Annotated in this window: 21 protein-coding genes and 1 pseudogene; 8 read left to right on the top strand and 14 right to left on the bottom strand. The window is 52.6% G+C overall.

The genetic code is table 11. The features are described from left to right. Positions 1-30: 30 nt before the first annotated feature. From mlaD to rpmE, 6 genes are all read right to left on the bottom strand, one after another. Positions 31-525, bottom strand: a complete 495-nt coding sequence (gene mlaD / locus FAH66_RS08100) for an outer membrane lipid asymmetry maintenance protein MlaD (RefSeq protein ID WP_003681819.1) — start codon at positions 523-525, stop codon at positions 31-33. Positions 526-574: 49 nt separating this feature from the next. Next, a complete protein-coding gene (gene mlaE, locus FAH66_RS08095) occupies positions 575-1,351 on the bottom strand; it encodes a lipid asymmetry maintenance ABC transporter permease subunit MlaE (protein ID WP_070748229.1) in 777 nt (258 codons plus the stop codon). Positions 1,352-1,416: 65 nt separating this feature from the next. Further along, positions 1,417-2,217, bottom strand: coding sequence for an ABC transporter ATP-binding protein (locus FAH66_RS08090; RefSeq protein ID WP_070712055.1), 801 nt, complete (start codon positions 2,215-2,217; stop codon positions 1,417-1,419). A 222-nt stretch (positions 2,218-2,439) separates the two neighbouring features. Next, positions 2,440-3,327 (bottom strand): hypothetical protein, encoded by an 888-nt coding sequence (locus FAH66_RS08085; RefSeq protein ID WP_244284917.1) that lies wholly within the window; start codon positions 3,325-3,327, stop codon positions 2,440-2,442. Positions 3,328-3,465: 138 nt separating this feature from the next. Continuing rightward, on the bottom strand, positions 3,466-5,124 hold the full coding sequence (locus tag FAH66_RS08080) for an ArnT family glycosyltransferase (protein ID WP_137041266.1): 1,659 nt from the start codon (positions 5,122-5,124) through the stop codon (positions 3,466-3,468). A gap of 235 nt (positions 5,125-5,359) precedes the next feature. Then, positions 5,360-5,575, bottom strand: a complete 216-nt coding sequence (rpmE, locus tag FAH66_RS08075) for a 50S ribosomal protein L31 (protein ID WP_003681847.1) — start codon at positions 5,573-5,575, stop codon at positions 5,360-5,362. 281 nt (positions 5,576-5,856) lie between these two features. Between rpmE and FAH66_RS08070 the strand changes: the two genes are divergently transcribed. Further along, positions 5,857-6,390 (top strand): acyltransferase, encoded by a 534-nt coding sequence (locus FAH66_RS08070; protein WP_137041265.1) that lies wholly within the window; start codon positions 5,857-5,859, stop codon positions 6,388-6,390. Between the two features lie 61 nt (positions 6,391-6,451). Here FAH66_RS08070 and FAH66_RS08065 read toward each other — a convergent pair whose 3' ends face one another. The 4 genes from FAH66_RS08065 to FAH66_RS08050 all read right to left on the bottom strand — a co-directional run bounded on the left by FAH66_RS08065 (position 6,452) and on the right by FAH66_RS08050 (position 9,277). Continuing rightward, positions 6,452-6,916 carry a four-helix bundle copper-binding protein gene (locus FAH66_RS08065; RefSeq protein ID WP_137041264.1) on the bottom strand — a complete coding sequence of 155 codons (465 nt, stop codon included), beginning with the start codon at positions 6,914-6,916 and terminating at the stop codon, positions 6,452-6,454. A gap of 303 nt (positions 6,917-7,219) precedes the next feature. After that, entirely contained in the window at positions 7,220-7,648 is a 429-nt protein-coding gene (locus tag FAH66_RS08060; protein ID WP_036472499.1) for a hypothetical protein, read from the bottom strand. An 8-nt stretch (positions 7,649-7,656) separates the two neighbouring features. Beyond that, the gene (locus FAH66_RS08055) at positions 7,657-8,178 is read right to left on the bottom strand and encodes an outer membrane protein assembly factor BamE (protein WP_137041263.1); all 522 of its coding nucleotides are present in this window, start codon (positions 8,176-8,178) and stop codon (positions 7,657-7,659) included. Positions 8,179-8,638: 460 nt separating this feature from the next. Beyond that, entirely contained in the window at positions 8,639-9,277 is a 639-nt protein-coding gene (locus FAH66_RS08050; RefSeq protein ID WP_003683764.1) for an MBL fold metallo-hydrolase, read from the bottom strand. A gap of 115 nt (positions 9,278-9,392) precedes the next feature. Between FAH66_RS08050 and cysE the strand changes: the two are divergent. The 5 genes and pseudogenes from cysE to FAH66_RS08025 all read left to right on the top strand — a co-directional run bounded on the left by cysE (position 9,393) and on the right by FAH66_RS08025 (position 14,441). Next, positions 9,393-10,201, top strand: a pseudogene (cysE, locus tag FAH66_RS08045) (serine O-acetyltransferase). 252 nt (positions 10,202-10,453) lie between these two features. After that, the gene (locus FAH66_RS08040; protein WP_167480329.1) at positions 10,454-11,770 is read left to right on the top strand and encodes a hypothetical protein; all 1,317 of its coding nucleotides are present in this window, start codon (positions 10,454-10,456) and stop codon (positions 11,768-11,770) included. Next, positions 11,671-12,510 carry an autotransporter outer membrane beta-barrel domain-containing protein gene (locus FAH66_RS11095; RefSeq protein ID WP_244285059.1) on the top strand — a complete coding sequence of 280 codons (840 nt, stop codon included), beginning with the start codon at positions 11,671-11,673 and terminating at the stop codon, positions 12,508-12,510. The genes FAH66_RS08040 and FAH66_RS11095 overlap by 100 nt, the downstream gene beginning before the upstream one ends. A 102-nt stretch (positions 12,511-12,612) precedes the next feature. Then, positions 12,613-13,530, top strand: a complete 918-nt coding sequence (locus tag FAH66_RS08030) for an IS3 family transposase (RefSeq protein ID WP_208648072.1) — start codon at positions 12,613-12,615, stop codon at positions 13,528-13,530. Between the two features lie 104 nt (positions 13,531-13,634). After that, on the top strand, positions 13,635-14,441 hold the full coding sequence (locus FAH66_RS08025) for a DNA ligase (RefSeq protein ID WP_137041259.1): 807 nt from the start codon (positions 13,635-13,637) through the stop codon (positions 14,439-14,441). A 95-nt stretch (positions 14,442-14,536) separates the two neighbouring features. Here FAH66_RS08025 and FAH66_RS08020 read toward each other — a convergent pair whose 3' ends face one another. Then, positions 14,537-15,187: an HAD-IA family hydrolase gene (locus tag FAH66_RS08020; protein WP_137041258.1), complete on the bottom strand. Its 651-nt coding sequence runs from the start codon at positions 15,185-15,187 to the stop codon at positions 14,537-14,539. Positions 15,188-15,198: 11 nt separating this feature from the next. After that, positions 15,199-16,185, bottom strand: a complete 987-nt coding sequence (locus FAH66_RS08015; RefSeq protein WP_137041257.1) for an RluA family pseudouridine synthase — start codon at positions 16,183-16,185, stop codon at positions 15,199-15,201. A gap of 514 nt (positions 16,186-16,699) precedes the next feature. Between FAH66_RS08015 and FAH66_RS08005 the strand changes: the two genes are divergently transcribed. Continuing rightward, positions 16,700-19,594, top strand: a complete 2,895-nt coding sequence (locus FAH66_RS08005; protein ID WP_137041256.1) for an Rne/Rng family ribonuclease — start codon at positions 16,700-16,702, stop codon at positions 19,592-19,594. 254 nt (positions 19,595-19,848) lie between these two features. Here FAH66_RS08005 and mscL read toward each other — a convergent pair whose 3' ends face one another. Further along, positions 19,849-20,292 carry a large conductance mechanosensitive channel protein MscL gene (mscL, locus tag FAH66_RS08000; protein WP_049328519.1) on the bottom strand — a complete coding sequence of 148 codons (444 nt, stop codon included), beginning with the start codon at positions 20,290-20,292 and terminating at the stop codon, positions 19,849-19,851. A gap of 449 nt (positions 20,293-20,741) precedes the next feature. After that, positions 20,742-21,530, bottom strand: coding sequence for an enoyl-ACP reductase FabI (gene fabI / locus FAH66_RS07995; protein WP_137041255.1), 789 nt, complete (start codon positions 21,528-21,530; stop codon positions 20,742-20,744). A 208-nt stretch (positions 21,531-21,738) separates the two neighbouring features. On the opposite strand from fabI, the gene ppk1 reads away from it, so the two are divergent. After that, the gene (gene ppk1, locus FAH66_RS07985; RefSeq protein ID WP_137041254.1) at positions 21,739-23,796 is read left to right on the top strand and encodes a polyphosphate kinase 1; all 2,058 of its coding nucleotides are present in this window, start codon (positions 21,739-21,741) and stop codon (positions 23,794-23,796) included. Positions 23,797-23,815: the final 19 nt, after the last annotated feature.

Below are 23,815 nucleotides of genomic sequence, written 5' to 3'. Positions count from 1 at the left end.
GAGTGTCCTGAATATTGGGTTGATATGTGTTTATTGTTCGTTTTGACCGGCAGATTCACTGTCTGCGTTTTTCTCGGCAAAGCTGGTCATGAATTTGCCGATAAGGTTTTCTAAAACCATGGCGGAGCTGGTGACGGTAATGGTGTCGCCTGCCGCCAAAGAATCGGTATCGCCACCTTGTTGCAGGCCGATGTATTGTTCGCCCAACAGGCCTGAAGTCAGGATTTGTGCGGAAACGTCGCTGCTGAACTGATATTGGCTGTCCAGATTGAGGGCGACTTTTGCTTGATAGGATTTAGGGTCGAGCTGAATGGAGGCAACGCGGCCCACCAGTACGCCTGCGGATTTGACCGGAGCGTTGGTTTTCAAGCCGCCGATGTCGCTGAAATCGGCATAGACGGTGTAGGTTTGTGAGGATTTGCCGAACGATTGTCCGCCGGCGGCGCGGAAGGCGAGAAAGCCGATAGCGGCCGCGCCCAGTAAGACAAACAGTCCTACCCAAAATTCCAAAGCATTTTTTTTCATGTGCTATTGTCCTTGTTTCATTCTTTTTAAGTGTCGTTTCAGACGGCCTTTAGTCGGTAAACATCCACGCAGTCAACATGAAGTCGACAGCGAGGATGGTCAGGGCGGAAGACACTACTGTGCGTGTACTGGCGCGCAAAATACCTTCGGAAGTCGGTACGCAGTGGAAACCCTGATGTACGGCGATTAACGTAACGGCTACGCCGAAAGCGGCGGATTTGATTAAGCCGTTGAGTACGTCGTAATGGAAGGTAATGTTGTTTTGCATTTGCGACCAGAAAATACCGCCGTCCAAACCTAGCCATTCGACGCCGACCAAATACGCGCCGTAAATGCCGGCAACGTTGAAAATCGAAGCCAGCAAAGGCATGGAAAACACGCCCGCCCAAAAGCGCGGCGCAACCACGCGTGCAACAGGGTCGACCGCCATTACGTTCATTGCTTCAAGCTGCTCGGTGGTTTTCATCAAGCCGATTTCGCTGGTCATGGCACCGCCCGCGCTGCTGGCAAACAGAATGGCCGCCAATACGGGACCCAATTCGCGCAACAGGGAAGCGGCAACCATATAGCCTAAAATATCGGCGGATTTGAATTTTGCCAGCTGCGTATAGCCTTGTAAGCCCAATACCATGCCGACAAACAGGCCGGACACGGCAACAATCAGGACAGACAACACGCCTGCAAAGTAAATCTGGCGGATGCTCAGGCGCGGACGGGCGAATGCCGTGCCTGATTTGGCCAAGATATGCAGGAAAAACAGCGTAATGCTGCCCAGCGATTGGATGAAGCCGAGGGTTTTTGCCCCGACGGAACGGATAAAATTCATAGGTTTCAGTTGATTGGTTAAATGGTTTTCAGACGGCCTTGTTTAAGTTTCAGGCCGTCTGAACATCAGCCCAGCAAGTCTTGTTTTAAAGTCGTTTGCGCCGGATAGCGGTAGGCGACAGGGCCGTCTGCCAAACCACCGACAAACTGGCGTACCCAAGGCGAGTCGAGTTCGCGCATTTCTTTGGGCGAGCCGGAGAACATGATTTCGCCGTGTGCCAGGAAAATGACTTGATCGACAATTTCCAGCGATTTTTCGATGTCATGCGTTACCATCACGCTGGTTGAGCGCAGGGCTTTGTTGGCACGGCTGATGAGGTGGGCAATGACGCCTAGAGAAATCGGGTCGAGGCCGGTGAAAGGCTCGTCATACAACATGATTTCAGGGTCGAGCGCAATCGTACGCGCGAGGGCGACACGGCGTGACATACCGCCGGAAAGCTCGGAAGGCATCAGGTTTTCAACACCGCGCAAACCGACTGCATTCAGTTTCAACACCACCAAATCGCGGATGACTGCTTCGGGCAAATCCGTCAGCTCGCGCATGGGGAAGGCGATGTTGTCGAAGACAGATAAGTCGGTGAACAATGCACCGTGTTGGAACAAAACGCCCATGCGGCGGCGGTGTTCGTATAGCTCCTGCGCCGAAAATGCGGCCAAATCTCGCCCTTCAATCAGCACTTTGCCCGATTGCGGGTGGATTTGACCCGTAATCAGGCGCATCAGCGTGGTTTTACCGCTGCCCGAACCACCCATTACGGCGGCGAAATTGCCTTGTGGAATGCTGAAGTTGATGTTGTTCAGAATAGGACGGTCGCCATATGCGAAGGCAACGTCTTTCATTTCGATGAAGGGTGTGGAACTCATGCAGGAGAGGGGTGTCGAAAAATGTATTTTAATTACGGGTATTGTAAAGGGTATTGGATATTCGGGCAATTTTCAGACGGCCTGCGCGTAGGAATAACGGGTAAAAACGTGTGAAAGAATGCAGAAGCGTTGGTAGCACGGTCGTTTTGTCGCGTGTTGTGTCAAACATACAGACAGCTGTGTAGGTATATAAAGAGGCGGGCAAATATGCCCGCCTTGTTTTTAATATTTCTGCAAACCTTCTACCTTGATTTCTTTGGCATTGGCATTGATGAAGGCTTGAGTCGCTTTCATCGTGGCTTGGATGCGCGGATCGTTCCAACGCACGATTTGGTTGTTTTCATCGCGCTTGTCTGACCAGATAATCACGCCGTCGGTGTATTTTTTGCTGATTTCGAGCATTTGGCGCCAGCGGATAGGGTTGATGAACTGTTTGAAATAAGGGCTGTTGGTGGCAGAATAATATTGCGGCCAGATGTAGCCGATGATTTTTTTGTTGGGAAAGCGTTGATGGATGTCGTCGACGGCGGTTTTCACGTCTTTTTCCCATTGCACCAAATCGGGGGAAGTGATGTAGAACACAGGATTGGCATAGTCGCTGATGGCGGCAGTGGGCGCACGGCGTTTGCTGACTTGCCGCCATTTGGCCAAGATGGCTTCGTTGTCAACGTTGGGGCAGTAGTGGCGGATGCCGTGCAGGTGTTCGGAAGGCATGCCGTAGTTGCTGATGACGGCGCGCGGGTTTTCTTCTCTGAAGATTTGGTACATCCGTTCGAAGTCGGTTCTCAATTCGTCGGGTGTCAGCAGTTGGCCGTCTTTTTCGGCAAACCAGCTTTCGATGTCGGTGGAAATGGTGCGGTAGCCTTCGCGGCGCGATTGCTTGGCCAATTCGCGGATACGCGCTTCATTGAGTACGCCGTGTTTGCGTTTGCCCGTCGGATCGGGTTTGACCAATTCGCTTTCGTAAACCAAGAACACTTTGGAGAGTTTGTCGGCGGTCAGGTCGGGTTTGCCGACGTAGTCCATGCGGTCGTAGATGATGAAATCTTTGGCATGAGCGGAGAGGGCGGTCAATAAGAGGACGAGAGGCAAAAGGCGGTTGGGCTTCATATTTTTAGGCAGATAAGGGAAAAGGGCCATTGTACGGGAAGCGGTGTTAAAGTGAGCCAAAGGCCGTCTGAAAGGATAAAAGTTCTTTCAGACGGCCTTTGTTGCATTGGGAATGTTCAGTTTTGAGGCTGGTGTGATTTATTGCGCCGCAGTTTTTTCCAGCAATAGGAAAGTCTCGGTTTTGTTGCGCGGTCTTGCACCTTGCCACAAGGTTTGCCAACCCGAAGGCGCGCCGACATTGGCGGCTTGGCGGATGAGGCGGTAGCGGCAGGTCGGGTTGTCGGTCGTGGTTTTAATATGGCTGTATTGTATCCACGCGATGCGTGTGCGCTGGTCTTGGCTGTCGATGTTGATACATTCGAGGCCGTCTGAAAGTTGCTGTTTCAATTCGGAAGAAAGCGCGGCTTCCATTTGGTGAACCACCGGCGCATGGCTTTTGGCGGCGTTGAGCCACGGTAAAAACAGAGTCATCAGCAAGGCCCAGGCCAAGGTAACGCCGGCCGCCCAGTTGGTCACGGCTTGGCGGCCGCGGATGTTTTTACGCGTAATCGCCCAAAGCCACAATGGGGTAAACAGCAGGGCGACGGCCATCGGAATCGGGTCGATGTCGGGGATGTAATACGGGCTGAAATAGGCGGCGCGCTCGGCTAGTTTGGCAGGCCAGCCGTAGTTCATGGCGAAGAAGCCCAGCCACAGGAAGGTGGCAATCAGACCAAATGCCATGATGCCGAACCAGTTGATAAATGCCGCTGCACCGCGACGCAGGCCGTCCAGTTGTGCCGCGCCGAGCAGGGCGAGCGATGGCAACAGCCAAACGAGGTTGTCTTGCAAGCGTTGCGGGTTGATGGCGAGCAGGGCTGTCATGATAACCAGCCAAGACAGGCTCAGAATGCCCCAGTTTTTATCGTGGATACGCGTGCGGCTGAGCGTCCATGCCGCCAGCGGCCAAGCAGGCAGGGTAAACCACAGCAGGTTTTTCAGATAATAGGGCAGGTTGAAGGCCGTCTGAATTTGATGGAAACCGCCGAATACGCCTAAGGAATAATGGTTGAACCAAATATCAAACCATTCGGGATTGGTTTTGGATAAAACCAGCGGATACAGAATCAGCAGGGGCAGGGAAACGACGATGGCGCCAATCAGGGTCAGCAAATAGCGTTTGCTTTGCCAAGTGGAATGGAACGACAGGGCAAGTGCCAAAAACATCATGGCCGCGGTCAGCAGGTAGCCTGAGGAGAGGGAGAGTAAAACCCAGCCGCCGCACAACAGTAAAATGGCGATAATGACGCGGCGGCGTGCCAGTGAAAAGCCGCACAGAATCAATCCAAATGCGGCAAAAGCGGCCGACATGGGATTGAGGAAGTGGGCGATGGGCAGCAAACCGATGCTGCCGATAAGGATCAAGACAACGCTGCGGCCGTGGTGTCTGCCGAGAAAGTTGAAGCCGGCAAAACCGCAGGCGGTCAGTCCGATGGCGGTAAATACCACGCCGGCAAAACGCGCGGCATCATAGGCATCGGCCGCCCAAGGTGAAAACAGGGTTTGGAATGCAGTTGCCGCCCACAAAAAAGCAGGGGAGAGGGTGAAATCGGGTTGGCCGAAGATTTGTGCAATCAGCAGGCTGCCGCCGTTTTTCATGGACTCGGAGGCGGTAAAGAGAGAGGGTTCGGCAGGGTTCCACAAGTCATGCGAGAACACGCCCGGCCACAGCCAGGCAAAGGCCATCAGCAGCAGAAGCCATGGTTTTTCATGGGTTTTTTGGGGGCGGCGCGGATCGGGTGGTGTGTAAGTCAGCATGGAAGGTCAAAAAACGGTTGGTTTGAATAGCAATGGTACAGGGTTTGACGGGTTTGCGCGATATGCCGGACCGGAGAGCTTTGTAAAATAATGCTTACGGCTCGTTTTTATCGAATATTGGGAATGATATGGCATTCGGTTGATGACAAAAGGCTCAGGCCGTCTGAAAGAAATGTTTCAGACGGCCTGAATGCAAAAAAGACTGCACGAAGCAGTCTTTTTGACAAAGCGGCAATTAGCGTTTGAACAGGTTGCCGAATTTGTTGTTGAATTTGTCCACACGACCGGTAGTGTCGACGATTTTTTGAGTACCGGTGTAGAAAGGGTGGCACAGAGAGCAAACCTCAACGTTGAAGCTGTCTTTTTCCATTGCGGATTTGGTCACGAATTTGTTGCCGCAAGAGCAGGTAACGTTGATTTCGTGGTAGTTCGGGTGAATACCTTGTTTCATTTGATTTCCTTTCGATTAAGCGGGCACAGGGGTTTTGCCTGTACTTCAGTTAAGCGTGGAATTTTCGCTATTTTTGGCTGTTTCGTCAAGAGGATATTTTGTATGCAGGGCAGTTTCGCAACAGACGAGATCAGTTTAGAATAGAATATCGAACCAAATATTATGCGGTCAGATTGTAATCTAACTGAAAAGAGGATGTAAAACCTCCTCTAGATGTGAAACTTTAAGAAAAATAATAGTCTGATTAATATTTACGCTTTTACGAACAGGAGACGGAATCCATGCAAAAAAGGATATTGACGCGTATTTTGCGTGTTTGGGGAGGGATGTTGCCTCCGTCTTATTGCAAACCCTTCGGCAGAATTGCGCAAAAATTCCGCGCCGCTTTGGCTGCGTGCATTTCCCCAAACATCGGCAAAAACGTCAATATTGAAAAAGGCGGATATGTTTTTCCAGATACGGTAATCGGCGACAATTCGGGTATCGGCGTAAATTGCGAAATCTGCCGCGGTTTGACCCTCGGCAAGAACGTGATAATGGGGCCGGAATGCCTGTTTTATTCGACCAACCACAAATTCAACCCTGAAACCCGCCGCTTTGAAGGTTATACAGATATCAGCCCGATTGTGATTGAAGATGATGTTTGGATTGGTCGGCGTGCGATTATCATGGGCGGTGTTACCATCGGCAAGGGCGCGGTAATCGGCGCAGGTTCGGTGGTCACCAAAGATGTGCCGCCTTATTGCGTGGCTGCGGGCAATCCTGCGATTGTTCGGAAAAAACTGCTGGATGAGCAAGAGCTTGCAGCCGAATAGCATGAACAAAATAGCAAAATAAAAGGCCGTCTGAAATTCAGACGGCCTTTTTTAATATTGATTAAGCGGCAATTTTTTCGCATTCTTTAATGCAAGCCAAGCAAGACTCGTAGCAGGCTTTGCATTCAGCGTGGTGGCCGGCGTGTTCTTTGCAGGCTGCAGCACATTGTTTGCAGGCTTCGATGCACACTTTTGCCAAAGATGGGGTCAGGCGTGAATTTTGGGCAGCGAGGTTTTGCAATGTGCCGCACAGTGCCAACATTTGGTTAGCGCCGGCTGCGCAGTCTTTCATAGAGGTATCGCCTTCGCTCAACAGGGCGATGCAGTGCGCCAAACAGATTTGGCCGGCTTCAACGCAATGTGCAGCCGCTTTGCGCGCAGCTTCGTAGGCGCGCGGTGCAGAATGCGCGTGACCAGTATGACCAGCGTGGTGTGCATGGCCTGCATGGTCGTGAGCACGGGCAAAAGAAGCGGCGGCGGTGAGGGAAACAGCAGCAGCGCTGCCGATAAATTGACGACGGTTCATAAGATAGAGTCCTTTTTGCTTTGTGAAATAATATTACGAATGATTAAGTCTATTCGATAACAAGAGGTTAACATATTCTTTGTTTGTAAACAATAAAGGCTGCCTGAATTTTTAGGCAGCCTTTCTTTTAGATTTACGCGTTAGATTGATAGAGTTTTCTTTTCCTGAATCAGCAGCTTCAACAAAGTTGCCGCGCTGTCCAAGACTGTATCAGCATATCCAACAATAAAGGTTTTTGCCAATAAAAAAGAAAAGGCCGTCTGAAAAATATTCAGACGGCCTTTATTCAAACTAAAGCCTACATCAGATGATTTCTAAAATGAAGTACTGACGCAGTTTTTCGTACACATGGCTTTGTACGTTGATACAACCATTGGTTATGATGCGGTCGGCCACATGAGGGGAGACGATGCGTTCCATGCGTCTTTCTTGTGGCTTGAGCGTCCATACCCTATGTAACGCAAACAGAAAGTCATTTTCTTCTTTGAAGCCGATAACTTCGCCACCGTAACCCGGTTTGCTGGTCATCATCGGCGTCATATTGAATTTGCCTTTCGGCGTGGTCTTGCCAATCAGTACCGGATGGCACTGACCGTCATCGGCAAAGCAAAGCTCCGCCTTAGCTGTATTGACCACAACTTTTTTGCGTTGGATACAGTCGCTGACAGCATCGGCAGCGGCCAAAGAATTCAGGCCTGCTGCCAAGGCTATACCCAATAGGATCCGTTTCAAATTTGTCCTTATTGACGGATGTGTTTAGGAGTTTCTTTAATGATCTCGCGGATGATCACTTGAGGCTCTTGTTTAGGTTTAGGTGTAGGTGCTGGAGGAGGACATACGGCATCTTTAGGGAATACTGGATTCCAGAAGAAGCTGCGTGCAAATTTGTCTTTGTCGAAGATCACTTTGTATTGGCAAGTAGTGATGCCTTCAACGCCGGAAGTGTTTTCAGGGTCAACACCTACGCCTGGGGTGTAGAAGTGGAACAGATAGTCCCATTCACGCACGTCAACCATGCCTTCGTCGTAGTGAGGACGGCCGAGGATTTTGTAGATGGCGTTTTTGGTCAGACCAGGACGCATTTGATCCAGCTCGTCAAAAGTCGGGAATGTACCGCGGCCTTTGTTGAAGGTCAGGGAGTAAGGTTTAGGGAAGCGTGGCTCGTCTGTAGTGCCTTCAGGAGTGATTTTGCTCTTAGTAGCACAGGCGGCCAGCAGGCCGGTAGCCAGCAGAACGAAGCCCACTTTTGCGATTTTTTTCATTTGATAATCCTTTTATTGATTTTACCGGCCGAACTTTTCAGACGGCCTGTTAGTGCCGGCAGCGAGTTTGCCGGTTTACCCAAATAATGTTGTGCTTCTTAAAGATGTCCCCGACGGTTTGACAAACAGAACATCGGCACATTCCGGCAGGGCATTGCACCTCATCTCCGTTGTATCCGCCTGAATCGGCAGAACCGTTCAGACGGCCTGACTGACATTTATTGTCACTTTGTAACAATTTCACTGCGAGTAAGGCTTGGGGTTTAGAGATGTCCGGTTTTCGATAAATCAGGTTGTATTGCGTAATACCTTGTTATCTTTGTGCTTTAGTTCTTTTTGGCATTTGCCGGAGATTAGGTACTTAATCTTTCGGGTGTTATTCCTGCAAATTGTATGTCAGTTTTCCTTTATACGCATAATCTGTGTATGCCAGAATGTTGGCTTTATACAATAATTCATACTAACGAACCAGAAACGGATTGTACCTTTTCTCATGCCCGATACTGGTCATGCGGCCGTGTCCGGCTATAACTTGCGTGGTTTCGGGCAGAGTTAATAGTTTAGCGCAGATATTGTTTATGAGGTCATCATGATTGCCGCGCGGAAAATCTGTGCGACCAACGGTCTCATAAAATAAAACATCGCCTGCGACTAAAAGACCGTTTTCGGCGTTATAGAAAACGACTTGGCCGGGAGTGTGGCCGGGAATGTGGAGGACTTGGAAGCTGTGGTTGCCGACCTTGAGCGATTCTCCTTCTTCCAACCAGCGTGTCGGCGTGAATGACGGAGAAACGGGGAAGCCGTATTGCGCCGTCGTTTGCGGAAGGGCTTGGAGCAGGAATTCGTCGTCTTTGTGCGGGCCGAGAACGGGTATATCGCAGGTTTTCAAAAGTTCAACTACGCCGCCTGCGTGGTCAAGATGGCCGTGGGTCAGCCAAATGGCGGTCAGCTTGAGGCCTTTGTTTTGGACTTGTTGCAATAAATAGGGTACATCGCCGCCGACATCGGTCAAAACGGCTTCTTTGGTTTCATCGTCCCAAATCAGCGTGCAGTTTTGACGGAAGGGGGTAACGGCGTTGATTTCAAATTGGAGTGCCATGGGTGTTCCTAGGAAAGGCTTGTTTAATGTTGTTTACGTTTCAGACGGCCTTTTGCACATGGGTGCATACTTTCGGTTACAAGCGCAGCTTTTACGCAACAGAGGCCGTCTGAAAATGGAAAATACCTATTTTAACCTATGGCAGACCATACGCAACGAAGCCGAGCAGTCGGCGGCGGAAGAACCTATGCTGGCCAGCTTCCTCCACATGACCGTGCTGCGGCACGACAGTTTGGAGCGGGTGCTGGCCTTCCACCTGTCGAGCAAGCTGGCAATCCGACCATGGATATGCGTACGCTGTACGAACTCTACCTGCACGCGCTGGGAAAAGAACCGTCCATCGGCGAAGCCGTCCGCGCCGACATCACCGCTTATTACGAGCGCGACCCGGCCTGCGACCAATACTGCCTGCCGCTTTTGTATTTCAAAGGATACCACACCATTCAGGCGCACCGCATCAACCACTGCCTGTGGAAGGAAGGACGCAAAACGCTGGCCTATTTCCTGCAAAACCGCGCTTCCGAAGTGTTCGGCGTCGATATCCATCCGGCCGCCCGTTTCGGGCAGGGGATTATGATTGACCACGGCACCGGCGTCGTTATCGGCGAAACCGCCGTTTTAGGCAACGACATTTCCATCTTTCACGGCATAACCCTCGGCGGTTCGGGCAAAGAGGGCGGCGACCGCCATCCGAAAATCGGCGACGGCGTGATGATAGGCGCGAACGCTTCCGTGTTGGGCAACATCCGCGTGAACGAATGCGCGAAAATCGGCGCGGGCAGCGTGGTGGTGGCGGATGTACCCGCCTACAGCACCGTCGTCGGCGTGCCCGCCCGCGTGGTCGGCAACAAATCGCAAGCCAAACCGGCGGAGGAAATGAATCAGAATTTTTATGAGGAAAGGAATCAGGATTTCTATATCTGAACCTGTCCGTTCGGTAAGCGGTAAAACCTTGAGGCCGTCTGAAAACAAAACATCCCTGTTTTTCAGACGGCCTTCCTGCCGCCCTTAACTTTTTAAAAGTTTTGTCTGATTTCTTAAAATTTTGAAAACACACAAAAAACCGCATACCAAACTGCTACAATAACACCATTTGTGTAGCACCAACCAAGCTGCGGCGGACACCCGCCGCTTTTTATAACCTGAATTTTATAACCTAAAAAGGGAAACATGACTATGCAAAAACCATTTTCCGCACACCGCCTTTTAACCCTCGCCGCCCTGCTGGCCGCCCTGCCGGTCGCCGCCGCGCCTGATAACATCACCGACCTCGGCACGCTGAAACGCGATAATTCAAGCCATTCGGATGCAAACGCCATCAGTGCCGACGGCTCGGTGGTGGCCGGCACGGCGCAAAGCGACAGTGACTTCTTCAACCGCGCCTCCGTCTGGTCGGGCAGCGGCTGGACAACCAAAACCGACCTCGGCACGCTGAGAAGCGACAATTCGGGCTGGTCGTCCGCAGATGCCGTCAGCAGGGACGGTTCGGTAGTGGCCGGAATAGCAGACATCGACAGCGGAGAACCCCATGCCGCCATTTGGTCTGGCAGAGGCTGGAGCACCAAAACCGACCTCGGCACACTGAGAAGCAACAATTCCGGGAGATCTGAAGTACTTGCCGTCAGTGACGATGCTTCGGTAGTAGTCGGTAAAGCCCAACACGACAATGACCCCTACTCAGAACATGCTACCGTCTGGTCGGGCAGCGGCTGGACAACCAAAACCGACCTCGGCACGCTGAAAAACGAAAATTCCGGGTACTCTATAGCACGTGCCGTCAGCAGGGACGGTTCGGTGATCGCCGGTGATTCGCGCAGCGACGTTGCTTACGTCGACTACCGCGCCATCGTCTGGTCGGGCAGTGGCTGGAGCACCAAAACCGACCTCGGCACACTGAGAAGCGACAATTTGGGCGTCTCATCCGCAACCTTCGTCAGCAGCGACGGTTCGGTGATCGCCGGAGAGGCGGAAAACGACAACGGCAGAAAACGCGCCACCGTCTGGTCGGGCAGCGGCTGGGGCACAAAAACCGACCTCGGCACGCTGAAAAGCGACAATTCCGGGTACTCATCTGCACAGGCCGTCAGCAGGGACAGTTCGGTAGTGGCCGGAAAGGCGGAAAACGACGACGGCACATTCCGTGCCACAATCTGGTCGGGCAGCGGCTGGGGCACCAAAACCGACCTCGGCACATTGAAGGCCGACAATTCGGGTGCGTCGTTTGCAAACGGCATCAGTGGCGATGGAAATTTTGCGATCGGAAGTGCAGAAAACGACAATGACGACTACCGCGCCGTCGTTTGGAACCTGCGCAACCTCAACAACGCCCGCCCCACGGATACCGCCAACACCCGCGCCCCTCCCTGTCGCTGCTGTCCGCCGACACCGCCTCCCTGCTCGCACAGCGCGCACGCGCGGCTGAAAACCTGCTGGGCGGCTGCCGCGCCGACGGCGGTAAATTCTGCTACAGCGCCGGATACCGCCGCGACATAGGACACGGCGCCCGTTCGCGCGGCGCAGACTTCGCCTTCGGCTACGGCATCTCCGACAACTTCGATGCCGCCGTCTCCCTGGCGGTTCCCGCCCGTGCCGAAGAAAACGGCAGCCACCGCCTGAAATCCGGCGTCGGCATCGGCCTGTCCGTACGCCTCCATAACGGTGCGGGCTGGTATGCCGTACCCGCCGCCGCCTTCGAAACGGATAAAACCCGCATCCGCCGCCCCCATCTGGACGGCACGGAAAGCCCTGAAAATACCGTCCGCACCAAAGGCCGCGCATACAGCCTGACGGCCGGCCGCGACTACGGTACGTCCGGTGAAAAAACCTTAGGCTGGTACGCCGCGCTGCGCCGCACCGAAGCCGAACGCCCCTCTTATAGCGAAGATGCGGGCCTGTCCTTCCCGTTTGCCTACGGCGCGGCCAAGCTGAAGGAAACCTCATTGGCGGCAGGCATAAAAGGCCGCCTGCCCCTGACCGGCAAGCTGGCATGGTACGGCAATGCGGAAGTTGCCCAGCGCGTGGGTGGAGGCAAAGCCCGCTTCACCGCCGAGGCTCCTTTCTTCGGCAAATATGAAACGGAGCGCGAAACCTCGCGTACCCGTCCGTCCGTACAGACCGGCGTAGACTACGCCTTCAGCCCCTCCGCCGTGCTGTCGCTGGGCGGCTATGTCGGCCGCAACGCCTTCTCCGGCACCGACAAAGGCATATTCCTGAAGCTGAACGGCAAGTTCTAACCGTTGTAAGCCGATAAGTAAGGCCGTCTGAAACCCGAAAACGGGTTGAACTGCACCCCAAAAGTTGGACATCCCCTCCAACTCACAAGGTGCAGTTTTTTTATGAGCAAATATACATTACACTTCAAATACCAAGCCGTACTCCACTATCTGCACATACGCAGCCAACAGCGTACCGCAGACCACTACGGCATCTCCCGAACCCACCTGCGACGATGGATACGCGCCTATCAAGAAGGTGGTATCGGCACACTCGAACATCCCCAATCCAAAACCATGACCGACCACCGCCAAGGCCGGCCCGACCCCGACGCAGCCGACAAAGCCCTTATCGCCGAAATCTACGAACGGCATAAAGGGCGATACGGACAAAGGCGCATTGCCGCAGCATTGGATTGGAACCGCAAAAAAGCAGCTCGGTTGATGAAACAGATGGGGCTGAAAGCCAAAATACGGGCGAAAAAAGCCTACTGCCATCCCGCCATGGGCGAAATATCGGAACACCTCCTCAAACGCCGGTTCAAAGCCGAAAAGCCCAACGAGAAATGGCTGACCGACGTGACCGAACTCAAAGGGAGCGACGGCAAACTGTACCTCTCGCCAATCTTGGACTTGTTCAACCGCGAGATCGTCGCCTACGCCATGAGCCGCAATGCTAACAGCGAAATGGTGAAGGAAATGCTCGAAAAAGCCGCCCCCCGGCTGACCGGCGAAGGAACGATGCTGCATTCCGACCAAGGTGTGCTGTACCGTACGTCGGGATATAGGGAATTGCTTGCCCAACATTCCATGGTTCAAAGCATGTCGCGAAAGGCGAACTGCTGGGACAATGCGCCGATGGAAAGCTTCTTTGCGGTGTTGAAGACGGAGTGTTTCTATAACGCAGGTGAATTGACGGCGGACGAATTGATGAAACAGATAGATGACTATATGGATTACTACAACCGGGAGCGTTGCAGTTTGAAATTGAAAAAGCTGAGTCCTGTCGCATACAGAACCCAGCTTACACAGAGCGCCTGAATAGGCTTTTATGAGTGTCCAAGATTTGGGGGCCAGTTCATTTTTTTGCTATTATGTATATATAATAAAAAGCAAGTCTGGAAAAATGTCTTATGAATAATGTAATGCGGATCATGATATCGATTTTTGCGGCTTCTTTCATCTCTGCGGCGTTTGGTGCAGATTTGTTGTTGGCGCAGGAATATAAAAATCAAGATATTGCCGGTTGGGCCATGAGTGAAAAGTTGGATGGCGTACGTGCGTATTGGGACGGCAGGCGGCTGGTCAGTCGTCAGGGTTATGCGTTTACACCGCCCAAAGGTTTTACAGCAGGTTTTCCGCCGTTTCCGATGGATGGTGAGTTGTACAGCGGACGAGGGCGGTTTGAGCAAATTTCCGCGACGGTGCGTTCTGCCTCGGGAAATTGGGACGGCATCCGTTTGCATGTTTTTGATGTGCCGCAGGCGCAGGGTAATCTGTATCAGCGGCTGGAAACGGCTTCGAAATGGCTGAAATCACACCCGTCGGCACGGTTTACGGTCATTCCGCAAGTCAAGGTGCGCGACAAACAGCATGCTTTGGATTTTTTGAAACAAGTTGAAGCGTTGGGTGGGGAAGGGGTGATGCTGCGTCAACCTGAAGCCCGTTATGCAAGCGGTAGAAATGGGCAGCTGTTGAAGCTGAAAAGTGAATATGATGATGAATGTACGGTAACGCGTCATTATGAGGGCAAAGGGCGCAATGTCGGGCGTTTGGGTGCGATAGGATGCAAAAACCAATATGGCGAGTTTCGTATCGGCAGCGGTTTTAAGGATAAAGACCGCGACCATCCGCCGAAAATCGGTGCACTAATTACTTACCGTTATCGTGGTTTTACGCAAAAGGGAACGCCGAAATTTGCAACATTTGTCAGGGTGCGCTCGGATCGATAAAACAAATGAAAGGCCGTCTGAAAATAGGTTTCAGACGGCCTTTAATATAGATGTTGCATAGCCTTTAGGGCTAATCTACGTCAGCCCCTAGCCTTTTATAAGGTTTCCAATACATCAGGCAATTCGGCCAAGCTGTTGAGTATGGCGATATGGGGCAGGGCGGAAAGCTGTTGGGCAGTATGTGCGCCGGTGGCAACTGCGATGGCGCGGATTTTGGCGTTGGCGGCCATTTCTAGGTCGTGGGTGGTGTCGCCGACGACGACGGCCTCTTCCGGTTCAACACCCAGTCGGTCGCAGAGGGCAAGTACCATGTCGGGCGCGGGTTTGGACGGATATTCGCTAGCGCAGGCAGTTTCCAGCCAAAAGGCTTGGGTGTCGGTTTGTGCAATGGCTTTGTCCAAGCCGCTTCGGCCTTTGCCGGTGGCGATGGCAAGCCAATAACCTTGTTGTTGCAAGCGTTGCAGGCAGGACAGGGCTTCGGGGAACAGGGTCATATTGTGATTGTTGGGATTGAGGTAGTGCGCGGCATAGGTCTCAATCAGTGTTTCCTGAACGTGTTCGCTGACGTTGTGGGCAAGGCGGCGGATGATGCCGGAGAGGCTGTATCCGATGAGCGGACGGATTTGGTCGGCTTCGGGAACGGGCAGGCCGCAATCGGCAAAGCTTTGTTGAAAGGTGTGGATGATGGGGTTGGTGGTGTCGGCAAGCGTACCGTCCCAGTCGAAAATAATGAGTTTGGGTTTCATGGGGTTTCCTTTCAGACGGCCTTTTCCTGATTTTCCAACATTACAATGAATTGCGCCAATTCTTGCGGCAGGGGGGCTTTCAGGATCAGTTTTTCGCCGGTCAGCGGATGGGCGAGGTGCAGCTCGGAAGCGTGCAGGAACATTCTTTTCAAACCGAGTTTTTGCAGGCGTTTGTTGGCTTGATAGTCGCCGTAGCGTTCATCGCCTGCAATAGGGCAGTCTTGCGATTGCAGGTGGACGCGGATTTGGTGGGTGCGGCCGGTTTTCAGGGTGGCTTCGACAAAGGTCAGGTCGGAAAGGCCGACTTGGTGCAAAAGGCCGTCTGAAAAACGGTTTAACACGCGGAAGATGGTGTGGGCGGATTGGCCGTCTTCGCTGACGCGTACCATTTTTTCGCCTTGTGCGCCGGTGTATTTGAACAGGGGGAGCTTGACGTGGAAGCGGTCGTTCGGCAGCCTGCCGACACCCAGCGCAAGATAGATTTTTTTCGGATGGTCGTTGCGGATGGCTTCGTGCAGTTTTACCAAGGCGCTGCGTTTTTTGGCAATCATCAAAAGGCCGCTGGTGTCTTTGTCGAGGCGGTGGACGAGTTCGAGATAGCGCGCTTCGGGACGGGCGCGGCGGATTTGTTCGATGACGCCGAAGCTCACGCCGCTACCGCCGTGGACGGCAACGCCGGAAGGTTTGTTGATGACCAAAAGCGCATCGTCTTCGTAAACGATGTCAAACTCGCGCGCAGGCGCGGCCTGGCTTTCAGACGGCCTTTGTTTTTCGGCGATGCGTATCGGCGGAATGCGGACGGTATCGCCTGCCTGAATGCGGTTGTCGGGTTTGCAGCGTTTTTTGTTCAGCCGCACTTCGCCGGCGCGGATAATGCGGTGGATATGGCTTTTCGGGACGCCTTTGAGGATTTTTATCAGATAGTTATCAAGGCGTTGGCCTTCCTCGTGTTCGGCAACGGCAATCAGGCTGACTGAATCTTTGCGTATTGCGTGCATTTTCTCTATAATCCCAAACGTCCGTTTCGGGACCCGAACCTGCCGTTGCAGGCCATCTGAAACGGATTTATTGTTAAAACGAGATTTTATATTAAAAACGCACTCCGCAAAGCATTTCCTTGTGTTTGTTCAAAGCCGGCAAACGCAATCCCGTAATTAAGTTTGAATTGAACCTGCCGTCCGGCCGGGCGTAAGACGCAGTCCGCGCAGCACCGTCCGAAATTACCGGCGCTACGATAATAAGAAGATGTAGGCTGCCTTATTTTGTCCGAAGCATCAGCATTCGGACGGCAGCGGAACCATCAACCTTTCCGCCGCATTGTTCTTTATTTCCTTCTTTATCCGAATCCGTCCGCACATGGCTTGAGCTCAAGCATGCAACCTTGCGGATTTCAAATCAAATACTGGTTACACGGGGATTTTCCCATCTTGCCTTTGAAGAGTGCCAACCGGACAGACAGGCCGTCTGAAAAAGATATTCACAAATCAAACGGCCGCTGTTCACGAGGTGACTATGAAAAGAATGTTATTCAACGCAACGCAGGCCGAAGAGCTGCGCGTTGCCATTGTCGATGGCCAAAACCTTTTGGACTTGGACATCGAAACGCTGGGCAAAGAACAGCGTAAAGGCAATATCTACAAAGGTATCATTACCCGCATCGAGCCGTCGCTGGAAGCGTGTTTCGTCGATTACGGAACCGACCGCCACGGCTTTTTGCCGTTTAAGGAAGTATCGCGTTCGTATTTCCGCGATTACGAAGGCGGCAGGGCGCGAATTCAAGACGTGCTCAAAGAAGGCATGGAAGTTATCGTCCAAGTTGAAAAAGACGAACGTGGCAACAAAGGCGCGGCGCTGACCACTTTCATCAGCCTGGCTGGCCGCTATTTGGTATTGATGCCGAACAACCCGCGCGGCGGCGGCGTATCCCGCCGTATCGAAGGCGAGGAGCGTCAAGAGTTGAAAGCCGCCATGGCCGAACTCGACATTCCGAACGGCATGAGCATTATTGCTCGCACAGCCGGCATCGGCCGCAGCGCGGAAGAGTTGGAATGGGACTTGAACTACCTCAAGCAACTCTGGCAAGCCATTGAAGAAGCAGGAAAAGCACACCATGACCCTTACCTGCTCTTCATGGAAAGCTCGCTGCTCATCCGCGCTATCCGCGACTATTTCCGTCCCGACATCGGCGAAATTCTGGTGGACAATCAAGAGGTTTATGACCAAGTCGCCGAGTTTATGAGCTACGTCATGCCGAGCAACGTAGGTCGTCTGAAACTCTATCAAGACCACACGCCGCTGTTCTCACGCTTCCAAATCGAACACCAAATCGAAAGCGCGTTTGCCCGCAGCGTCAGCCTGCCTTCCGGCGGCGCGATTGTGATTGACCACACCGAAGCCCTGGTTTCCATCGATGTCAACTCCGCCCGCGCGACACGCGGCGCGGACATCGAAGACACCGCGTTCAAAACCAATATGGAAGCCGCCGAAGAAGTCGCCCGCCAAATGCGTTTGCGCGACTTGGGCGGCTTGGTCGTCATCGACTTCATCGACATGGAAAACCCCAAGCACCAGCGCGATGTTGAAAACGTCCTGCGCGACGCGCTCAAAAAAGACCGCGCCCGCGTGCAAATGGGCAAACTTTCCCGCTTCGGCCTCTTGGAATTAAGCCGCCAACGCCTGAAACCCGCTTTGGGCGAAAGCAGCCACGTCGCCTGCCCGCGCTGCGCCGGTACCGGCGTCATCCGCGGCATCGAATCAACCGCCCTGCACGTTTTGCGCATCATTCAAGAAGAAGCGATGAAAGACAATACCGGCGAAGTGCATGCGCAAGTGCCCGTCGATGTTGCTACCTTCCTGCTGAACGAAAAACGCGCCGAGCTGTTTGCGATGGAAGAGCGTTTGGACGTCAACGTCGTCCTGATTCCGAATATCCACTTGGAAAATCCGCACTACGAAATCAACCGCATCCGCATCGACGACGTAGAAGAAGACGGCGAACCGAGCTACAAACGCGTCGCCGAGCCGGAAGAAGACGAATCCGCCAAACCTTTCGGCAGCGAAAGAGCCAAAGCCGCCCGTCCCGAACCCGCCGTCAAAGGCGTGCGCCATACCCAACCCGCCCCGACCATATCCGAGCAGAAAAGCGGTTCATGGTGGGATACCTTCAAAGCATGGCTCAAACGCATTTTCGGCGGCAATACCGCAGCCGAAACCGTGCCTGTTGCCGAAGTGGCAGAAAAACGCACTTCAAACGGCAACAACCGCAACGGCAATTCCGGCAACCGCCGCGCAAACAACCGCCGCCAAAACCCGCGCCGCAACAATAGGCACGACGGCAGCAAGGTAGAAGTGCGCGAAGTGAATGCCGAAGCTGTTGACAGCAAGTTTGAAGAAAACAAATCAAACGAAAGCCGCAACGACGAGCGTAAAGACAATCGTCGCAACCGCAACCGTAACAACCGCCGCGATGATCGCAACAACGAGCGCAACCGTGTTGAGGAAGTGGTTGAAGACGTAAACGTTCAAGAAGTAGCTGCACTGGTTGAGATGCCGTCTGAAAACCAAGCGGAACAAAACGGCAATAAACGCCGCCGCAACAACGGCCGTAACGAGCGCAACCGTCATCAATCTGCGGAAAACCGTGTTGAGGACGTGAACGTTCAAGCCGATGGCGAACAGGCGCAAGTTGAAGCGGACGACAACGCCCGCAGCGAAGAGGGTGTGAAAAACAACGGCCGTCAAGGACGCGACCGCAACAACCGTCAGCGCAACAACCGTAACGACCGCCGTTCCAACAGCAAAAAACGCAATATTCCGTCTTCGGCAAAAATCGAGCAATACCTGAACATTACCGATACCGCTGACAAAGTCCTCTTTGCCGTAGCGCATGTTTTAGGTTTGAACGAAACGGTTGAAGCTGCAAATGCAACATTGTCTTCTGAAAGCGACCAAGCCGAGCCGCTGGTGATTGTGGTATCCGAGCCTGAAGTTACCAGCGCAGAGCCATTCGTATTTGCGATTGAAAGCGAAGACGAGCCTGCCGTAGCGCAAACTGAAGGCGCTGATGCCGAACAAGCCCTGCTTGCTTCTGCCGTCAGCAACGTTAAAGAAGCCATTTCTGCAGTATTGTCTCCGAATGAAACGGCTACTGTTGCACCGGTTGAAGCACCAGCCGAAACTGTTGCCACACCAGCTGAAGCCGTAGCTCAAGCAGCGCCTGTCGCAATCGTTGTGCCTGAGAGCTTGGGCGATTTGATCTTCGTTGAAACCGATCCGCAAGCCGTTGCCGCTTTTGCTGCGCAGCCACAACCTGAACCGGTTGCTAAAACACGCCGTTCGGATGTGCCTAAAGTAGAAGTGGAAGACGTAGCAGTCGAAATGATTTTGGTGGAAACACGCAAAGATTAAGATTGGTTTTCCAGTTAAAAGCCCGATGTTGAACGCATCGGGCTTTTTTATTGACAAGGAGTTGTGCTGCTCATTTTCTTTGTATTTAACATGAGCGTTGCTTCATGGTTAAAAAGCAGGATAGCTTGCTGAGAAAGGGAAGGGCGTGATTCTTTCAATGGGAAGGGTTTAACGATAAATAAATTGGTATGAGAAAAGGCCGTCTGAAACGGTTTCAGACGGCCTTGATTTGTGTGTATGTTTAGGTATTGTGATTAGTTTTTGTTCAGAGAGTCACGGATTTCGCGCAACAACAGAACTTCTTCGCTAGGCTCTGCTGGTGCTTCTTCAGCAGGAGCTTCGGTTTTTTTCACGGAGTTGATGGCTTTAACCACGCAGAAGATGGCAGCGGCGATGATCAGGAAGCTGATCACAGTGTTGATGAACAGACCGATGTTCAAAGTAACGGCACCGGCTGCTTGAGCGGCTGCCAGGTTGGCGTAACCTTCTGCAGGAGCGGCTTGTGCGCCGTCTTTCAGTGTAATGAACAGGTTGGAGAAATCAACGCCGCCGATCAACAGACCGATAGGAGGCATGATTACATCGTCAACCAATGATTTGACGATGCCGCTGAATGCTGTACCGACAACCATACCGACTGCGAGGTCGATCACGTTGCCACGCATAATAAATTCTTTAAATTCTGAAGCGATTGACATAATTAATCTCCTGTATGTGTTTGAGTCAAAATCAGATGTGATTCAATAAATCGGCAGGCATATTAACGCTTTATCAGTTAAGAAAAATTCAATAATGTTAAATTTTGTATTTTATGCCAAAAATCTCCTGCTTCTATGCCTTCTGTATGAAAAACAGGCCGTCTGAAATTTTTCTGTTACTTTTTTACACCATTTTTTATCAGCGGCTAAGTATCAGATAATATGAATGTTATCTTTGGAATCAATGCTCTATCTTATCTTTTAAATGAGATTAAATGATAACGTTGTAATGTTATTAACATAATACGCCAAAGCATACGACAATCATGTTTCATGCGTGTATTTGAATTTCAGACGGCCTTATCGGTTATGCAGTCATTCAAACCATAATGTAATGGCCATAAAAAAACGCACTTTCATGATGAAAGTGCGTTTTGTGCGAAAACTGTTTAGTCCTCTTCATCGTTCAGCGCGTTGATGCTGTAACCGCCATCAACGTAGGTAATCTCGCCGGTGATGCCGGAAGCGAGGTCGGACAGCAGGAAGGCGGCTGTGTTGCCGACTTCTTCGGTGGTCACGTTGCGGCCCAATGGGTTGTGGGAAGCGACGTGGCCCAAGAGTTTGCTGAAATCGGCGATGCCGGAAGCGGCCAGGGTTTTGATCGGGCCTGCGGAGATGCCGTTGCAGCGGATGCCTTCTTTGCCCAGGCAGGCGGCAGTGAAGCGGATGCCGGCTTCGAGGCTGGCTTTGGCCATGCCCATAACGTTGTAGTTAGGAATGGCACGAACAGCGCCCAAGTAGCTCAGGGCAATGATTGCGGCGTTGCGGCCCTGCATCATCGGACGGGCGGCTTTTGCCAGTGCAGGCAGGCTGTATGCGGAGATTTCGTGAGCGGTGTTGAACGCTTCGCGGCTGATGCTGTCGAGGAAGTCGCCGCTCAAAGCTTCTTTAGGGGCGAAGCCGATGGAGTGAACCAAGCCGTCCAAGCCGTCCCAGTGTTTGCCCAAGTCAACGAAAACTTGGTTGATTTCGTCGTCGCTGGCAACGTCGCAGCGGAACACGAGTTCGGAGCCGAGTTCGGCCGCCATTTTACGGACGCGCTCTTCCAGTTTGTCGACAACATAAGTGAATGCCAATTCCGCGCCTTGTTCGCGGCAGGCTTTGGCGATGCCGTAAGCGATGGAACGCTCGGAGATCATGCCGGTAATCAGAATTTTTTTGCCTTGCAAAAAGCCCATTTTCTTATCCTTTAGCAGTGGTATTGCGGTTGCATTAAACGGCGCATTATAGCAAAAACCGCTGTTTCGGTATAGAAAACAACGGATAACCCTTTGTCTTGCCTCAAATAGAGATGAGGTTGTCTGCCGAGGCCGTCTGAAACCTGACGGAACGGCGGCAAAACGTTATACTTGATGGTGTTAATGACTGATGTTTCAGGAGTAAACCATGCCCGAGCAAAACCGCATTCTTTGCCGAGAACTCAGCCTGTTGGCGTTCAACCGCCGTGTACTGGCTCAGGCGCAGGATACGAAAGTTCCTTTGTTGGAACGTTTGCGTTTCCTGTGCATCGTGTCTTCCAATTTGGACGAATTTTTTGAAGTGCGCATGGCGTGGTTGAAACGCGAAAACAAATTGCGCCCGCATCAGCTGCTCGACAACGGCAAAACCGCGGCCGAAACCATCGAAGCGGTGGCGAAAGAGGCACAGGCCTTGATTCGCGAGCAGTACGACCTGTTTAACAAAGTATTGCAGCCTGCACTCAGCCGCGCCGGCATTCATTTCTATCGCCGCTACAAATGGACGGCTGCGCAGAAAAAATGGATCGAAAACTATTTCGACAACGAGCTGCTGCCCATTCTCACGCCCATCGGTCTTGATCCGTCACACCCGTTCCCGCGCCCGTTAAACAAATCGCTTAATTTCGCCGTCGAACTCGAAGGCACGGATGCGTTCGGCCGTCCGTCAGGAATGGCGATTGTACAGGCTCCGCGCATTTTGCCGCGCGTTGTCCCCATGCCGTCTGAAATTTGCGGCGGCGATGCAGGTTTTGTGTTCTTGTCTTCGATTTTGCACGCCCATGTCGGCAAACTCTTTCCCGGTATGAAGGTTAAAGACTGCCATCAGTTCCGTCTCACGCGTGATAGCGATTTGACGGTCGATGAAGAAGATTTGAAAAACCTGCGTGCCGCGATTCAAAACGAGTTGCACGACCGCGAATACGGCGACGGCGTGCGCTTGGAAGTGGCAGACACTTGTCCGGCGCATATTCACGATTTCCTGCTTGCCCAGTTCAAACTGACTTCTGCCGAGCTGTATCAGGTCAAAGGGCCGGTCAATTTGGTGCGCCTCAATGCCGTTCCCGATTTGGTGGATAGGCCGGATTTGAAGTTCCCACCGCGCAATGCAGGCCGTCTGAAAGCCTTGCGCAAAAACGGCTCAGTGTTCAAACTGGTCAAACAGTCGCCGATTTTGCTGCACCACCCGTATCAGTCTTTTGATCCGGTTGTCCAAATGATACGCGAAGCCGCAGCCGATCCGGATGTATTGGCTGTCAAAATGACCATCTATCGTACCGGCAGCAATTCCGAGCTTGTGCGCGCATTGATGAAGGCTGCACTGGCGGGCAAGCAGGTTACCGTCGTGGTTGAACTCATGGCACGTTTTGACGAAGCCAACAACGTCAACTGGGCGAAACAGCTCGAAGAGGCGGGCGCGCACGTCGTGTACGGCGTATTCGGCTACAAAGTCCACGCCAAAATGGCTTTGGTTATCCGCCGCGAAGACGGTGTGCTTAAGCGTTATGCCCACCTCGGTACCGGCAACTACCACCAAGGCACATCGCGCATCTACACCGACTTCGGCATTATCACCGCCGACGAACAAATCACTGCCGATGTGAACATTCTGTTTATGGAAATCACAGGTTTGGGCAAGCCTGGCCGTCTGAACAAGCTCTATCAAAGCCCGTTTACCCTGCACAAAATGGTCATCGACCGCATCAAGCAGGAAACCGAACACGCCAAAGCCGGCAAACCGGCGCGGATTACCGCCAAGATGAACTCCCTCATCGAGCCGAGTGTGATTGATGCGCTGTATCAGGCCAGCGCGGCAGGCGTGCAAATTGATCTGATTGTGCGCGGTATGTGTACTTTACGCCCGGGTGTAAAAGGCTTGTCCGAGAACATCCGCGTCCGCTCTATTATCGGCCGCCAACTCGAACACTCGCGCGTGTATTGCTTCCATAACAACGGCGCAGACGATACCTTTATCTCCAGCGCCGACTGGATGGGTCGCAATTTCTTCCGCCGCATTGAGGTCGCCACGCCGATTACCACGCCCGAACTCAAAGAACGTGTGATCCGCGAAGGTTTGGAAATGGCCTTGGAAGACAATACCCAGGCTTGGCTGATGCAGCCTGACGGCAGCTACGTTCGCATCCAGCCGCAAGACGGCGAGCCTGCGTTTGGTTTGCAGGAAGGTTTGTGGAAAATATACGGACGTTGAGTTGAATAATGTCTCAGGC

Source organism: Neisseria subflava, assembly GCF_005221305.1.
GTDB classification, from domain to species: domain Bacteria; phylum Pseudomonadota; class Gammaproteobacteria; order Burkholderiales; family Neisseriaceae; genus Neisseria; species Neisseria subflava.
The sequence above is the reverse complement of the archived record's forward strand: the minus strand, read 5'-3'. Positions and strand labels throughout refer to the sequence as shown.